Origin of the sequence: Dactylosporangium sp. NPDC006015 (assembly GCF_040614215.1) — a bacterium.
Taxonomy (GTDB): Bacteria; Actinomycetota; Actinomycetes; order Mycobacteriales; family Micromonosporaceae; genus Dactylosporangium; species Dactylosporangium maewongense.
On sequence record NZ_JBEXUD010000019.1, the window covers coordinates 118,424 to 133,729 of the forward strand.

Below are 15,306 nucleotides of genomic sequence, written 5' to 3' on the forward strand. Positions count from 1 at the left end.
CCGTCCTTCGATCATCGCGCCGCTGGGCGCCGCTGTCAGCGCATGGTGCGGGGGAGGCATCGCTCGGACAAATACGAAATGTCGGATAAATTCGGGCGCTTGCGCCTGGATTTATCCGGGAAGAGCTTCGAAGAGAAGCTCTGGGAAGGTCCGGGGGCTGCCGTGGAAAGTGCTGTGCGGCGCCCGGAAAGACCGGGCGCCGCAGCAGGACAGGAGTAGAACCGGTCAGTTGGCCGGTGGGGGAGGCGGGACGGAGCCGCCGAGGACCGAGGGCGGGGCGTTCTCGTCGTCGCTCCACACCATGTCGTCCTCGGTGAGCCAGGTGTCGTACGTGTCTTCCTCGTCGCCGTCGCCGTTGCGGGCGGCGCCGCGCTGGCCGAACATGCCGTCGCGGCCGGGGACGCCCATGCGGTTGGTGCGGCCCGCGCCGGGGCCGCGCTCGCCGCCGGGGCGGGCGCCCGCGGTGCGGCCCGTCTCCCGCATGTTGCCGGGCGTGGTGCGCTGGCCGCTCGTCGGGCCGCCGTCGTTGCGGCCCGCGCCCGGCTGGCCGAGGAGGCCGCCGGCGGGGACGGTGCTGGCGAGGCTGGTGCCGATGCTGAGGCCGGGCACGCTGCCGGAGCCGCCGACCGAGACGATCTGGCCGGCGAGGGCGGTGCCACCGAGGAGAGCGCCGGCGCCGATGACGCCGGTCTCGACGCCGAGCAGCGACGTGCCGGTCTGCGTCTGCGACGGGTCGGCGCCGGGGCCGCCGCCGGGACCGGTCGACACGGGGACGACGGTGTCGGTGGTGTTGGTCTTGCCGCTGCCGGGCGCGTGCACGCCGGGGCCGCCGGACGGGGAGTGGACGCCTGGGCCGCCCTTCGGGTCGACCTCGGTGTGCGGGTCGCCGCCCGGCAGGCCGATCGGCGGCGGCAGCGGGTCCATGACCGCGTTGTTGTTGACGGCGTAGTCGGCGGCGAGGTTGGACATCAGCGTGACCATGCGCTGCTGCGCTTCCTTCTTCTGCTGCTCGTCGCGCTGGTGCCCCAGGTACCCGCCGATGAGCGCGCCGGGCAGGCCGGCGATGGCGCCACCGCCCGCGGCGCCGCCCCACATGCTGTCGTTGTCGTCGGTGTCCTCGGGGTTGTCCGCGTTCTTCTGCGCGACCCGCAGCGCGCCGCCGATCGAGCTCAGCGCGGTCTTCACGGTGCCGTGGTCGTCGGCGAGGCCGGTGGAGAAGGCGCTCACCACGCCGAGGCGCTGGCGGTACTCGGTGCCCGCTTCGCCGGCCCAGTCGAGCTTCAGCAGGTCCTTGTCGATCTCGCCGGCGATGTGCCGGGCCGTCGTCTCGGCGGAGTGCCAGTCGGCGGACACGCCCTCGACCTGCCCGGGGTCGCCCGCCATGAGCTGGTCGTAGAGCTCACGGTGGCTCTTGCCCGCATAGTGCGCCGTGTACTCATTGCTCATTGGTCGGGCCCTCCAGGGTGAGGGTCACGTCGCCCAGCGCCCGGCGGATCTCGGCCTGCGTGGCCGCGTTGCGCGACTCGGTGGTCTTGTAGTTGCGGATGATGCTGTCCGTGGCGCTCTGCGCCGCCTCGATGGCGGAGACCAGCCGGTTGGCCCGGGCCACGTGCTGACGGTGCACGCGGTCGTAGTCGCCCCGGGTGGCGTGCGCGTCCTGGAACGTGCCCAGCGCCGGCTTGCTCATGCCGTTGAGCTTCTGCACCAGCGCCTTGGCGTCGGTCAACCGGCTGTCGAGCCGGCTCCGGAACTCCTCAAGGGTGAGGAGGTCGACTCTGTTCGTGCCGTCGCCCATCAGATCCCCGTCTCGGTCCTCGTCCTTGTCTTCGGTGCCGTGAAGTCAGGCTACTGGGTCGATACCAGTGAAATCGACCCTATCCGATCGCTGTCGCCGCCGCGCGCCCCGCGTGGCCTGCGGCGCGCGCCTGCCCGACCGCGTGGTGGACGGGCTCGCCGGCGTCTTCGGCGTGGTCGCCGACGGGGACGACTGAGCCTTCGACGTGCTGCTCGGCGACGGTGTCCTCGTCGAGCTCGACGTCGGCGCCGGGCTCGCCGGCACGACGAACTTGCGGGCCACCTCCGGGTCGAGCACCGGGCCGCGCGGGATCAGCGACAGCAGGCTCGACGGCACCCCGACCGGTGTGACGCCCTCGTACCCGAGTGCCTTCATCGCCTGCACGTCGCCGCTGTTCTGCAGCGGGTAGCGGATGCCCTGGTCGGTGATGAGGTACACGGTGCCGGTCGCCGTCCCGTCCGCCCCGGGCAGCGCCTGCGCGAGCGTGCCGCGGCCCTCGGGCAGCGTGACCTGGTCGGCGATCGTGCCGGTGCGCTGCTTGGACAGGTCGGGGTCCAGGGCCAGCTGCTCGGAGCCGGGCCCGAACAGCGACAGCCCGAGGGTCTGCCGCCCGCTGCCCACGGCCGCGCCGAACTGCGCGCACACCGTGGTCTCCGACGTGTCGTCCTTGATCGTCGGCTTCGCCTGCGGGAAGCCCTCCGGCTCCACCGGCGAGCCGAGCGCCTGCGCCGCCTGCGCCGCGGTGATGTCCGTGGCGGGCTTGCCGCTGGCCAGCAGCAGCGCCGCGGACACCTCGCCGATCGTCGCCAGCCCGGTCTTGGTCAGGACGTAGTACTGCTGGCCCTGCTTGTAGACGGTGCCGACGTCGGCGGTCGAGCCGGCGACCTTCTTCGCGCTCGGCTGGCCGTTGCCGGGCAGCTTCAGCGGCGCCAGGTCGGGGCCGGACGTGATCGCGTCCAGCAGCGCCCGGTCGATCTGCATCGGCCGCACCGACGCGAGCTCCAGCGCGGTCAGCGTCGTGCGCTCGGCGATGCGCAGCCGGTGGTCGTGCCACAGCAGGTACAGCGGCAGATCCCCGCTCGCGGACGTCGTCACCAGCAGCGCCTCGTCGCCGAGGGGGACGCCGCCGGACGGCGTGCGGCCGATCACGAGCTGGGTCCCGGCGGTGCCGGCGACGGAGACCTTCACGCCGCACACGTTCCACGGCAGGCCGACGAGCGCGTTCTTCGGCGGCGGCGGGTCGGGGGCGTCGCGGATGCCCACCGGCGGGCCGACGGGCAGGCTCACCAGCGACTTGTGCGACATGGTCCGCACCTTGGGGCTGGGGTTGCCGACGATCAGCCGGGCCGAGGTGAAGTTGAGCACGGGGTGCAGGCGGCCCTCGATGAAGACGTACCGGGCGCCGCTCTCCCGTTCGATGACGATGTCGTTCTCCTCCGGCTTGCCGCCGGACGGGTTGATGAAGCCGTAGACGCCGACGACGGCGAGCACGATCATGCCGACGAGCAGGCTGCCGAACAGTGACATCCCGAGCCGCCGCACCGGCAGTTCGTTGCTCTCGGGCTCGCCGGACAGCATCGCCGAGACGATCCGGCGCGTGACGAACCGGTACGCCCGCACCTGTTCGTATCGCGCGACCATGCCTGGCGCCTCCCGCCTTGCCGCCGTGCCCCGTGCGCGGCCGCGCACCAGCGGCGCCCGGCTGCCCCATCACCGAGTGGCGATCGTAGCCGGTCCTGCTCCGCGCCGTTGACCGCGCCGGTGCCGCACGCCGGCGACCTGACCAAGGACCGCCCGGCCCGCGCCCGCGCGGCCTGGCCAAGGACCGCCCGGCCCGCGCCCGCGCGACCTGACCAAGGACCGCCCGGCCCGCGCCCGTGCGGCCTGGCCAAGGACCGCGCGGCGCGGCCTGACCGCACCCGGCCCGCGCCGGGATCCCGCGGAACCAAGGACCGTGGACCGCGCGGCTCGCGCCGTGCGGGCGCCAGGCGTGCGAGCTGACCGCGGACCGCGCGGCGGGGGCTCCGCCCGTACACTGTGGGCGCCTCGGCTCGGACCGGATCCTCGGCGGGCGCGTCGCAGCGGAGGGAGCACGGGAACAGGTGACATCGGCAACGGCTCAGGGCAGGCCACCCGCGGGCGGCCCCGGCCCGGCCCCCCAGCCCATCCCCGGCGGCCGTCCACCGGAGCGCAACGCCCCGGCGCAGCGGCTGCGTCCGGCCTCCGGCAGGCCCGGCGAGTTCGGCACCGTCCAGCTCGTCGCGATCGAGGTCTCGGCCGTCGCGGTCGGCGCGGCCGTGTTCTCCGGCAACCCCGTCGCGATCGGTGTGGGCGCCGCCGTCGCCGTCGGTGCGCTCGCGGTCGGGCTGAGCCGGTCCGGCGGGCGCTGGGTGTATCAGAGCCTCGGCCTGCGCGCGGCCATGCGCCGCCGCCGCAAGGCCGGTGCCGCGGCCCTGCCCGCCCCCGCGTTCGAGGTGTACGGCTACGACGACCGCGGCACCGAGCTCGGCATCGGGCAGGACCGCGACGGCTGGTTCATCGCCATCGCCGTCGGCGGCGCCGACGAGATCCTCGGCCGGCGGCGCCCGGCGCTGCGCCTCGACCGCCTGCTGCGGCTGCTCGACGAGGGCACCGCCCGCCCGTCCGCGCTGCAGCTGGCGAGCCTGCGCACGCTCGCGCCGGCCACCGGCCCCGCGCCCAACAGCGCCGCCGCCAACTCCTACCGCGAGCTGCTCGCGCTCACCACCGGCCGGCAGACCGGCCCCGCCGCGCACCTGACGTGGGTCGCGGCGCGGCTCGACGCGGCCGACGCGATCGAGGCGGCCGCCGACCGGGGCGGCGGCGTCGACGGCGTCCACCGGGCGCTCGCCGCGATGGCCGGCCGGCTCGGCAAGGCGCTCAACACCGCCGGCGTCCCGTACCAGATCCTCGACGCCGCCGCCCTCACCGCCGCCGTGCACGCCTCCTGCGGCCTCGACGGGCTGCCCGACGGCGCCCCCGTCACCGCCCGCGAGCGCTGGCAGGGCTGGCACGCCGCGGGCCGGGAGCACATCGCGTTCGAGGTCGAGCAGTGGCCGGCGCCGTTCGACCCGGCCGCAGTACAGGCGCTGATGAACGTCCCGGCCGAGCACCTCGCCGTGTCCGTCGTCGCAGCCCGCCGCGGCGCCGCCGTCGGGCTGCGGACCGTGGTGCGGGTCATGGCCGCCCCGGACCGGCTCGCCGCTGCGGTGGGCACCGTCCGCGAGTACACCAAGACCCTCGGTATCAAGCTTCGCCCGATGCACGGCCAGCACCAGCCGGCCGTCTACGCGTCGGCACCGACCGGCGGAGGCACCCCGTGAGGCGGCGACCCGGCAGCGGAGGGCTGGAGCTCACCGGCGACCAGAGCGTCGTCGGCGGCGTCTCCCTCGCCACCGACCCGGGCGGCATCGTCCTCGGCTTCGACCAGCACCAGAACCCGGTGACGCTGCAGCTCTTCCGGGCCGAGCCGACCCGGGTGCTGCTCATCGACCGCGGCTGGGTCGAGCGGCTGCTGATGCTGCGGGCGCTCGCCATCGGCGCGCGGGTCGTGGTCCACACGCCCGACGAGCCGCTGTGGGCCGGCTTCGGCGAGTCCGTCACCGGACGCACCGACCTGTTCCACGCCGCGCCGCCGTACCAGAAGGTCGAGCTGCCCGGGACCGTCGCCGCGCCGGTCCTCTTCGTCGCCGAGCGGCACCCGCTGAGCGTGCCGGACCTCGGCCCGTGGCAGGCGCTGCTGACCGTCGCCGGCTGGTTCGGCGAGTACGTGGCGCAGTCCCTGTTCGAGGCCGACGTGGTGATCCTGCGCCGGCTCACGGAGCGGCAGCTGGCGGCCGCGGCGACCCTGATGCGCCTCGACGCGATGCAGGCCGCGACGCTGCAGGCCACCCCGCCGGACGGCCTCGTCGTCTACGAGGCGGGCTCGTGGCAGTACCTGCGGCTCGCGACCACCCAGATCGAGCAGCAGCTCTTCGGGGCGCCGCAGTGAGGGCGCGGGTGTTCGCGGCCCTGGCCGTCGTCGCCGCGGGTGTCGCTCCGGTACTGGTGCCGCCCACGCCGGCGTCCGCCGAGACGATGCGCGACCGGGAGTGGTACCTGAAGACCCTCGACGTCGCCGCCGCGCACCAGGTCACGGCGGGCGACGGGGTCGTCGTCGCGGTCCTGGACACCGGCGTCGGCAGCCATCCCGACCTCGACGGCCAGGTGCTGGACGGCACGTCGTTCATCGGTGAGGCGGGCTCCTTCCGCACCGACAACGACGGCCACGGCTCGGGCATGGCCGGCGTCATCGCGGCCAAGGGCGGCAGCGCCGACCACCTGCTCGGCATCGCGCCGAAGTCGAAGATCCTGCCGGTCCGCATCGCGTCGCGGTCCTCCGCGATGGGCCCGACGAACATCCCCGAAGGCATCCGCTGGGCGGTCGACCACGGCGCGAAGGTGATCAATCTCTCAACCGGCGGCACCGTGATCGACCGCACCGCCGAGGACGCCGTCCGCTACGCGCTCGACCATGACGTCGTCGTGGTCGCGGCCACCGGCAACGTCGCGGAGTTCCCGTCCGGCAGCGGCGTGATCGCCCCCGCCCGCTTCCCGGGTGTCGTGGCCGTCTCCGCCGTCGACCAGAGCGGCAACGCCTGGTCCGGCGCCATCCGCGGCCCCGAGGTCGTCCTGACCGCCCCGGGCGTGGCGATCCCGCTGGTCTCCGCGTCCGGCGGCGGCCGTGTCGTCGGCTACTACCCGGCCGCCGACGGCACCAGCGCCGCCACCGCGATCGTCTCGGGCGCCGCCGCGCTGATCCGCGCCAAGTACCCGCAGCTGCCGGCGAAGGACGTGATCCAGCGCCTGATCGCCACCGCCGACGACGCGGGCCCGCCCGGGCGCGACCCCGACTACGGGTACGGCCGCCTCAACCTGGTGAAGGCCCTCACCGCCGACGTCCCGGCCGTCCCGGCGAACCCCCTGGCCGCGCAGTCCGCCGCCGCCGGCGATGCCGGCAAGGAGACGGGCAGCGGCCCCAGCCTGCTCCTCGTGGCCGGCGGCGCGGGCGTCCTCGTCCTGCTCGTGGCCGGCATCGGCGGCTGGCTCCTCCTGCGCCGCAGGGCCTGACGCAGCATCCGAGGCCGATGTACTGACGGGCGGCGCCGCACGGGGCGGTGCGGCCCGGCGGCGGTCAGCCCTCGCGGATGGTGCGGATCCAGCCGTACAGGCCGCTGACCCAGAAGGCGAGCGGGATGATGCCCAGGATCAGGATCGTCTCGAAGATGTCCAGGGCGCGGCCCCACATCGGGGACCGGCGCTTCTCGGCGCCGACCACCGCGTAGGCGATGACCGCCGCCGCCACCGCGAGCGTCGCCGTCACCCCCACGGCCAGGCGGAGCACCTGGTCGGCGGCGGCGTAGGCGCCGACGGCGACGACCGCGAGGGCGAACAGGCCGGAGACGAGCAGCGGGATGCGCTGGCGGCGGCTGATGAACCAGCGGGCCCGGGCGACCATGACCAGGCCGAACACGGCGGCGAGGGACGCGCCGGGCACGCCGCCGTCCCAGGCGAGGGTCAGCGACGCCAGGCCGCCGATGACGGCGAGGGCGCCGAGCATCCCGGCGAGGATCTCGTCGGCGCGCTCGCTGAGGGCGAGGACCTGCCGGCTGGAGACCATCTCGGTGTCGGTGCGGATGTCCGCGGCGTCGGTCGGCACGGACGGGATGGGCAGGCCGGCCAGCCGGTAGGAGAGCATCGGCATCAGCGGCAGCGTCGAGAAGGTCAGGGCGGCGACGACGGCGGCCGCCGCGGCCGGGGACGCGTCCCAGATCATGCAGACGAGGGCGGCGGCGCACAGGGCGACGGCCGCCATGCTGGTGCCGAGGAAGACGGCGACGGCGGAGGCCACGCCGACGGTGGCGACGGCGGAGGCGAGCAGGATCGCGGTGCCCGCGACGAGAACGTTGGCGGCGCTGAGGTCGGTGAGGCTGTGGTCGCCGGCGAGCAGGAGCAGGCCGCCGACGCCGGCGTACGCGAGCGCGACGATCCCGAAGACGACGCCGGTCCGGCTGTTGCGCAGGGCCCGGGACAGCACCGCGGCGGTGGCCAGGAGCAGGGCCGCGACGCCGACGCCGACGATGCCGGCGGGCAGCTGCGGCGGGCCGGAGAACAGGACCATGACGGCGCCGACGACGAGGGTGGCGACGCCGACGGTGAGGCCGAAGCGGCGGGTCGAGGCGGGCCGCCAGCGCCCGGCGCGGTCCTGCGTGGAGGTCGCGACGGCGTCGACGACGTCGTCGAAGATGGGTTCGGTGAACTCGTCGCCGCGGGGTCGCAGGTACAGCATCTCGCCGTCCTCGACGTCCAGCTGGATCGGCGTGCGGTCGATGGGCATCGGCGCGCCGCCGAGCCGCGACAGCACCCAGCCGTCCCGTCCTGCGGGGTCGTCGGCGAGGCCGTCACCGGCGTACCGCAGCACGGTCGGCAACAGATCGGCGAGCGGCACGTCCGAGGGCAGCGCGAGGTCGACCCGGGTCTTCGGTGCGACGATCGTCACCCGGCTCATCCCGCCGCCGGTCGTAGTGGCCACGTCACAGATCCCTTCGATCGGAGCCGCCCCGACGCCCGCAATGCAACTGCGGGTCATCGCGTCCTGGGCAGACTACATACGATGGCCGCATCACGCGGTGCCCCGCCCTGCCCCTCCGGGTGCGATCACGGCGCCGCGCCGTACAGGAGGAGACACGTGAGCACCGTCGTCTTCCGCAGGCCACCCCGCCGTCCAGGGCCTCAGCTGCCCCGCGGCGAGCTGCTGCTGGAGTCGCCGCCGGAGCTTCCGGAGCGGCTGCCGAAGGGCTTCGGGCAACTGCTGATGATCCTGCCGATGGTCTGCGGCGTGGGCGCGATGGCCTTCCTGTACACCGGCGGCGGTCGCGGCTCGGGCCCCATGATGTGGATCGTCGGCGGGCTCTTCGGCGTGTCGATGATCGGCATGGCGATCGGGTCGATGAACTCCGGCGGCGGCGACTCGAAGGCCGAGCTGGACGCGGAGCGCCGCGACTACATGCGCTACCTCGCCCAGGTGCGGCGGCAGGCCCGGCGGGCCGCGGCGCAGCAGCGGGCGGCGCTGCTGTGGCAGCACCCGGCGCCGGACGTGCTGTGGGCGGTGGCGGCGTCGAAGCGCCGGTGGGAGCGGCGCGCGACCGACGACGACTTCGGGCAGGTGCGGATCGCGCTCGGCGCGCAGCGGCTCGCGGTCTCGATCATCCCGCCGGAGACGAAGCCGGTCGAGGACCTCGAGCCGATGACGGCGATCGCGCTGCGGCGGTTCATCCGCGCCCGGCAGACGGTGCCGGACCTGCCGATCGCGGTGTCGGCGCGCTCGTTCAGCCGGGTCGTGCCCCGCGGCGACCGGCAGGTCGTGACGGATCTGGTCCGGTCGATGCTGTGCCAGCTCGCGACGCTGCACTCGCCCGACGACGTGAAGATCGCGGTCGTCGCGGCGCCGGAGCGGCGCGGGGAGTGGGAGTGGGTCAAGTGGCTGCCGCACGCCCAGCACGATCGGCAGACCGACGCGGCCGGCGCGGTGCGGCTCATGTTCGACTCGATGACGGACCTCGAGGAGGTGCTCGAGGACGAGCTGCACAGCCGGTCGAGGTTCGCGCCCGAGCTGCGCCCGCTGACCACCGCGCCGCACCTGATCGTGGTCGTCGACGGCGGCGAGGTCGCTCCCACCTGCCAGCTGCTCGGCATCGGCCTGCAGGGCACCACGGTCGTCGACCTGTCCGGCACGGTGCCGCGTGACTCGGGCCGCTGGCTGCTGTCACTGCAGGTGACCGCCGAGCAGATCGCCGCCGACCAGGGCAAGAAGGTCACGCCGCTGGGCCGGCCGGACCGGCTCAGCGTGGTCGCCGCCGAGGGCCTCGCCCGGCAGCTGGCACCGTTCCGGCTGTCGCAGCAGACGACGTCGGAGGAGCCGCTGGCGCGCAGCATCGAGCTGCCGGACCTGCTCGGCATCGGCGACGCCGCCGCCGTCGACCCGCTGCTCACCTGGCGCCCCCGGCCCAACCGCGAGAAGCTGCGGGTGCCGATCGGCGTCGGCCCCGACGGGCAGCCCGTCGACCTGGACTTCAAGGAGTCCGCGCAGGACGGCATGGGGCCGCACGGCCTGATCATCGGCGCGACCGGCTCCGGCAAGAGCGAGCTGCTGCGCACCATCGTCGTGTCCCTGGCGATCACGCACTCGTCGGAGGAGCTCAACTTCGTCCTCGTCGACTTCAAGGGTGGCGCGACGTTCGCGTCGCTGGACGTGCTGCCGCACACCAGTGCCGTCATCACGAACCTGTCCGACGAGCTGCCGCTGGTCGACCGCATGCAGGCCGCGCTCAACGGCGAGATGGTCCGCCGGCAGGAGCTGCTGCGCGCCGCCGGCAACTACGTGTCACGGTTCGAGTACGAGAAGGCGCGCCTCGCCGGCGAGCAGTTGGCGCCGCTGCCGAGCCTGCTCATCATCTGCGACGAGTTCAGCGAACTGCTCGCGGCGAAGTCGGAGTTCATCGACCTGTTCGTGATGATCGGCCGCCTCGGCCGGTCCCTCGGCGTGCACCTGCTGCTGGCCAGCCAGCGCCTCGAGGAGGGCCGCCTGCGCGGCCTGGACACCCACCTCTCCTACCGCGTCGGCCTGCGCACGTTCTCGGCCGTGGAGAGCCGCGTCGTCCTCGGCGTCCCCGACGCGTACGAGCTGCCGAGCGCCCCCGGCCACGGCTACCTGAAGACCGACACGACGACGATGACCCGCTTCCGGGCCGCGTACGTGTCCGGCACCTACCGCCAGGCGGGCCTGGTCCCCAGGTCGCAGGCGACGGTGCGGATGCAGATCGTGCCGTACGGCACCCAGCACATCCCCGTGCCGGTGCTGCCCGCGGACGAGCCGGAGGAGGAGCCGGAGATCGAGTCCGGCCGCGGCGAGAGCATGCTCGACGTCATCGTCGGCAAACTGCGCGGCCGCGGCGCCCCAGCGCACCAGGTGTGGCTGCCGCCGCTCGGCGAGCCGGCGACCCTCGGCGAGCTGCTCGGCGCGCTGACCGTCGACGAGCGCCGCGGCCTCGTCGCGACCGGCTGGCCCGGCACCGGCCGGCTGTCCGCCCCGGTCGGCCTGGTCGACCGGCCGTTCGAGCAGCGCCGGGACCCGCTCGTCGTGGAGCTGGACGGCGCCGCCGGCAACGTCGTGTTCGTCGGCGGCCCCCAGTCGGGCAAGAGCACCGCGCTGCGCACGCTGATCAGCTCGCTCGCGCTCACCCACAGCCCGTGGCAGGTCCAGTTCTTCTGCCTCGACTTCGGTGGCGGCGCCCTGCGGTCCCTGGCCGGCCTGCCGCACGTCAGCGGCGTCGCCGGCCGGCGGGAAGGCGAGGCGGTGCGGCGCACCGTCGCCGAGGTGACCGCGCTGCTCGACGAGCGGGAGGCCCGGTTCACCGAGCTCGCCGTCGACTCGATCGCCTCGTACCGGCGGGCCCGCAACGCCGGCGAGGTCACCGACGACCCGTTCGGCGACGTGTTCCTGGTCGTCGACGGCTGGAGCGCGATCCGCGAGCACTACGAGGAGCTCGAGGCCCGCATCACCTCGGTCGCGGCCCGCGGCCTCGGCTTCGGCATCCACGTCGTCCTCGCCGCGAACCGCTGGGGCGAGGTCCGCACCAACCTCCGCGACCTGCTCGGCACCCGCATCGAGCTGCGGCTCGGTGACCCGACCGAGTCCGAGATCGACCGGCGCTCCGCGGTCAACGTGCCGGAGCGCACCCCCGGCCGCGGCCTCACCCACGACAAGCTGCACTTCCTCGCCGCGCTGCCCCGCATCGAGGGCGGCGAGGGCGTCGACGACCTGGCCGCGGGCGCCGCGGAGCTGGTCCGGCGGGTCCGTGAGGGCTGGCCGTTCCAGCCCGCGCCGCCGGTGCGGCTGCTGCCCAAGATGCTGCCGCGGGTGGAGCTCGCGAAGCTGGTCGAGCAGCGACCCGCGGTGCCCGGCGTGGCGATCGGCATCAACGAGACGCATCTCGCGCCGGTGCACCTCGACTTCGCCGCCGAGCCGCACCTGCTGATCCTCGGCGACGCCGAGTCCGGCAAGACCTCGCTGATGCGGCTCATCGCCCGCAGCATCATCGAGACGAAGACACCGCACGAGGCGCGGCTGTTCGTCGCCGACTTCCGCCGCGGCCTGCTCGGCGTCGTCGACCGCGAGTACCTGCTGGACTACGCGCCGTCGCACTCGGCGCTCAACGAGATGATGCCCAACATCCGGGGCGCCATCAACGACCGCCTCCCGGGGCCGGACGTCACCGCCGAGCAGCTGCGCAACCGCAGCTGGTGGCGGGGGCCCGACCTGTACGTCCTGGTCGACGACTACGACCTGGTGGCGCTGCCCGGCAACAACCCGCTCACCCAGCTCATGGAGCTGCTGCCGCAGGCGCGGGACGTGGGCCTGCACGTGATCCTCACCAGGCGCGTCGGTGGTGCGTCACGCGCCCTGTACGAGCCGGTCATCCAGCGCCTGCGCGAGCTGGACGCGCCCGGTTTCCTGATGTCCGGCAGCCGCGAGGAAGGCCCGCTGTTCGGTGACCTGCGGCCCAGCCCGCAGCCGCCGGGGCGCGGTACCCTCGTGCGCAGAAGCGACGGCAGGCAGCTCGTCCAGACCGCTTGGATCGATCCTGTGCCATGATGTTGGCGGTTCAGGGCTGCGCAATCTTGCGGGTCTCCGATACCGTCGCAGGGGAAACACCATCGTCGATGACCGCGGTGCCACCGTACGGGGGCTTTCCAAGTGCCTTGTCCCGCGGGACGGACTGAGAAGGGGTGAATTGGCGTGACGCAGCCGACGAGAGTCGATGCAGCGACCATGCACGCTGCCGCGAAGGACGTTCGTGCCACGCACGACACCGTCAACGGCAAGCTGAACGACCTGCGGGGCGCGATCGATGATCTCGTCGCCGCGTGGAAGGGTGAGGCCTCGTCCGGCTTCGCGCAGGTGATGACCCGCTGGGACCAGGACTCGGTGAAGCTGCTCACCGCCCTCAGCGACATCGCCGACCTCCTCGACAAGGGTGCCAACACGCACCAGGCAAACGAGGAGCAGCAGGCGGCGATGATGAACAAGTACGGCAACTCACTCAACTACTGACGGCCTGAGAGGCAGGGACTAGGGATGTCGTACTTCCAGACGAACTACGCCCAGATGGAGACTGCTTCGCAGACCATCCAGGGCATCTCCAAGACGATCGACACCGAGCTGGACACGCTGCGCCAGCGGCTGCAGAACATGACCTGGGACGGTAAGGACCGCGAGGCCTACAACGCCCACCAGGCGAAGTGGGACTCGGCCGTCCAGGACATGAACAACCTGCTCAACGAGATCGGTGGCGCCGTGGGGATCGCCCGCGCCAACTACATCACGACCGAGATGAACAACGCTCAGGTCTGGTAATCGTAGCCACGACCGCTGCATCTGGTCGGATCGGCGTGGCACCGCGGGTGCCACGCCGATCCTGTCTCATGACCTGTTTCATGACCAAGCGCGGTCCGCAGTTCGAGAGGAAGGCGCCATGGGGGAACCGTCCCTGCCCAAGGACTCCGATGTCAACGTCGAACAGATCGACAAGCTGCCCGCACTCCTGAAGGAGCTGCAGGGCTATGTCGAGACGTACTGCATCGGGCAGATGACCAACATCCGCGAGCACCTGGACATGTCCGGCCTCAACATGGAGGACGTCGACATGAAGCTCAACGGGCAGGCGACACCCTTCGGCGGCTTCTACAGCGCGTTCGGCATCCAGGCCAAGGCCGACGGGGCGTACAAGTCGGTGAACAAGTCGCTGCACGAGCTCGCGAAGCACCTCGGCAAGATGATCGGCCCGACGGAGCGGATCGCGAAGAACTACCGCACCACCGAGGACCGCAACCACGCCAACATGGCGGACATCAAGAAGCTCCTCGACGCCGGCACATACACGCCGATCGACCAGACCGCGGTGGACAACCGCAACGAGACGGCCCCGGCCGCGCAGGACCCGCGCACGATCACGTCCCACACGACGACCCTGGCGCCCGGCTCGTTCGACGGGCAGCAGCACGGCGGCTCCGGCACCGGGACCACGGAGGTCTAGGGCACATGGGCGATGAGACCAACCTCGACGTCACCAGCTCGACGTACTCGAAACCCGCGGCGGCCAACGACGGCGGCTGGTTCGGCGACTCGTACGCCAACGAGGGCGACCCCTCCTGGGAGGACGTCATCGCGATGGTCGTCATCCCCGGCAGCCCCGCGCGTGTCAGGCAGGCGGCCGACGAGTGGACCGCGCTGCTGACCCGCCTCGGCGAGGTCGAGCGCGTGCTGAAGGCGGTTCAGGCGGACCTGGAGACCTGGAAGGGCCCGGGTGGCGAGGAATACCGCAACCACCTGACCACGATGATCACCAGCGTCCAGACCGTCCGCGACGACCACAGCAACCTGCCGCACTACCTGCACCTCGCCGCCGGCGACCTGGAAGGCGCCATCGCGAAGATCCCGATTCCCGACGACATGATCCACGAGGTCATGGCGGCGAAGCAGGGCTACATCGACAGCGGCATGATCTCCGACGCGTTCGGCCCCAACTCGATCTATCAGCATCTGCTGCCGGTGTACGGCAACAAGTGGTTCGACGAGGCGCGCGAGTTCTTCACCTGGGACTGGGCGTCCAACAAGCTGCGCGACTGGATCTCCTCCCAGGACGACAAGGCCAAGCAGGCCTACCACGAGTTGGCGGGCAAGCACGTCCGCACGATGGACTCGATCCCGGGCACCAACCCGGTGGACTACACCGACCCGCGCGAGCCCTTCAACCCGGACACGTTCGGCGGTGGCGGCGGAGGCGGCGGCGCGGGCGGCATGCCGAACGCCAAGATGCCCGGCGGTGGCAGCGGCATCCCCGGCGGCAGCGTCCCCGGCGTCGACGACATGACCGGCCCCGGCGGCATCGGCGACCCCAACCTGACCAACCCTGGCGGCGGCAGCGGCTACGACCCCGACGACCTGCCTGGCAGCGGCCTGGCCGGCGTCGGCGGTGGCGGCATCACGGGCGCCGGCCCCGGCGCGGGCGGTCTCGGCCCCGGCATCGGCGGCATCGGCCCCGGCGGCGGCGGGCTCGGCGCCGGTGGTCTCGGCGCGGGCGGTCTCGGCCGTGGCCCGGGCGCGGGCGGCGGCATCGGCGGCATGGGCATGATGCCGGGTATGGCCGGCGCGGGTGCCGGCCGTGGCGCGGGGCGTAACGTCACCGGAGCGGGCGCGGGCAAGGGCGGCGTCCGTGGCGCCGGTGCCGGCGCGGGCCGTGGCGGCGCTGGAGGCTTCCGCGGAGGAATGATGCCCGGTGCCGCAGGCGGCGCCGGCCATGGAGAGGGCGAGGACCACACGACGTGGCTCCAAGAGGACGACGACCCGTGGGGCTCCGACAGCGAAGCGCCACCCTCGGTGCTGGGCTGACCCC

At 73.2% G+C, this 15,306-nt stretch carries 12 protein-coding genes; 8 read left to right on the forward strand and 4 right to left on the reverse strand.

Going from position 1 to position 15,306, the window contains the following annotated elements; translation table 11 throughout:
- Nucleotides 1-225 precede the first annotated feature (225 nt).
- The 3 genes from ABZ321_RS30670 to eccB are packed head-to-tail and all read right to left on the reverse strand — an operon-like array spanning nt 226 to nt 3,436.
- Complete coding sequence (locus ABZ321_RS30670; RefSeq protein WP_354897681.1) at nt 226-1,446, reverse strand: hypothetical protein; 1,221 nt, start codon at nt 1,444-1,446, stop codon at nt 226-228.
- Complete coding sequence (locus ABZ321_RS30675) at nt 1,436-1,795, reverse strand: hypothetical protein (protein ID WP_354897684.1); 360 nt, start codon at nt 1,793-1,795, stop codon at nt 1,436-1,438. The genes ABZ321_RS30670 and ABZ321_RS30675 overlap by 11 nt, the downstream gene beginning before the upstream one ends.
- Nucleotides 1,796-1,840: 45 nt before the next feature.
- Complete coding sequence (gene eccB, locus ABZ321_RS30680) at nt 1,841-3,436, reverse strand: type VII secretion protein EccB (RefSeq protein WP_354897687.1); 1,596 nt, start codon at nt 3,434-3,436, stop codon at nt 1,841-1,843.
- Nucleotides 3,437-3,897: 461 nt separating this feature from the next.
- Here eccB and ABZ321_RS30685 point away from each other — a divergent pair, with 461 nt between their 5' ends.
- The 3 genes from ABZ321_RS30685 to ABZ321_RS30695 are packed head-to-tail and all read left to right on the forward strand — an operon-like array spanning nt 3,898 to nt 6,922.
- Nucleotides 3,898-5,136, forward strand: a complete 1,239-nt coding sequence (locus ABZ321_RS30685; protein WP_354897690.1) for a type VII secretion protein EccE — start codon at nt 3,898-3,900, stop codon at nt 5,134-5,136.
- Entirely contained in the window at nt 5,133-5,804 is a 672-nt protein-coding gene (locus ABZ321_RS30690; RefSeq protein ID WP_344504178.1) for a hypothetical protein, read from the forward strand. Before ABZ321_RS30685 ends, ABZ321_RS30690 begins: the two co-directional genes overlap by 4 nt.
- A complete protein-coding gene (locus ABZ321_RS30695) occupies nt 5,801-6,922 on the forward strand; it encodes a S8 family serine peptidase (protein ID WP_354897693.1) in 1,122 nt (373 codons plus the stop codon). Before ABZ321_RS30690 ends, ABZ321_RS30695 begins: the two co-directional genes overlap by 4 nt.
- Before the next feature lie 64 nt (nt 6,923-6,986).
- Here the strand turns inward: ABZ321_RS30695 and eccD are convergent, their stop codons facing one another.
- Nucleotides 6,987-8,384, reverse strand: coding sequence for a type VII secretion integral membrane protein EccD (eccD, locus tag ABZ321_RS30700; RefSeq protein ID WP_354897696.1), 1,398 nt, complete (start codon nt 8,382-8,384; stop codon nt 6,987-6,989).
- A gap of 156 nt (nt 8,385-8,540) precedes the next feature.
- Here eccD and eccCa point away from each other — a divergent pair, with 156 nt between their 5' ends.
- The 5 genes from eccCa (at nt 8,541) to ABZ321_RS30725 (ending at nt 15,302) form a co-directional block, all read left to right on the forward strand.
- Entirely contained in the window at nt 8,541-12,506 is a 3,966-nt protein-coding gene (gene eccCa / locus ABZ321_RS30705) for a type VII secretion protein EccCa (RefSeq protein WP_354897699.1), read from the forward strand.
- Between the two features lie 144 nt (nt 12,507-12,650).
- A complete protein-coding gene (locus ABZ321_RS30710) occupies nt 12,651-12,965 on the forward strand; it encodes a WXG100 family type VII secretion target (RefSeq protein ID WP_344504182.1) in 315 nt (104 codons plus the stop codon).
- A 24-nt stretch (nt 12,966-12,989) separates the two neighbouring features.
- Complete coding sequence (locus ABZ321_RS30715) at nt 12,990-13,268, forward strand: WXG100 family type VII secretion target (RefSeq protein WP_344504183.1); 279 nt, start codon at nt 12,990-12,992, stop codon at nt 13,266-13,268.
- A 118-nt stretch (nt 13,269-13,386) separates the two neighbouring features.
- Nucleotides 13,387-13,947: a hypothetical protein gene (locus ABZ321_RS30720; protein ID WP_354897704.1), complete on the forward strand. Its 561-nt coding sequence runs from the start codon at nt 13,387-13,389 to the stop codon at nt 13,945-13,947.
- Nucleotides 13,948-13,952: 5 nt separating this feature from the next.
- Nucleotides 13,953-15,302: a hypothetical protein gene (locus tag ABZ321_RS30725; protein ID WP_354897707.1), complete on the forward strand. Its 1,350-nt coding sequence runs from the start codon at nt 13,953-13,955 to the stop codon at nt 15,300-15,302.
- The last annotated feature ends 4 nt before the right edge of the window (nt 15,303-15,306 follow it).

Excerpts from the sequence above, each read along its gene's own strand:
- ABZ321_RS30670 (WP_354897681.1), bottom strand. The coding sequence starts at position 1,446 with ATGAGCAATGAGTACACGGCGCACTATGCGGGCAAGAGCCACCGTGAG.
- ABZ321_RS30675 (WP_354897684.1), bottom strand. The coding sequence starts at position 1,795 with ATGGGCGACGGCACGAACAGAGTCGACCTCCTCACCCTTGAGGAGTTC.
- eccB (WP_354897687.1), bottom strand. The coding sequence starts at position 3,436 with ATGGTCGCGCGATACGAACAGGTGCGGGCGTACCGGTTCGTCACGCGC.
- ABZ321_RS30715 (WP_344504183.1), top strand. The coding sequence starts at position 12,990 with ATGTCGTACTTCCAGACGAACTACGCCCAGATGGAGACTGCTTCGCAG.
- ABZ321_RS30720 (WP_354897704.1), top strand. The coding sequence starts at position 13,387 with ATGGGGGAACCGTCCCTGCCCAAGGACTCCGATGTCAACGTCGAACAG.
- ABZ321_RS30725 (WP_354897707.1), top strand. The coding sequence starts at position 13,953 with ATGGGCGATGAGACCAACCTCGACGTCACCAGCTCGACGTACTCGAAA.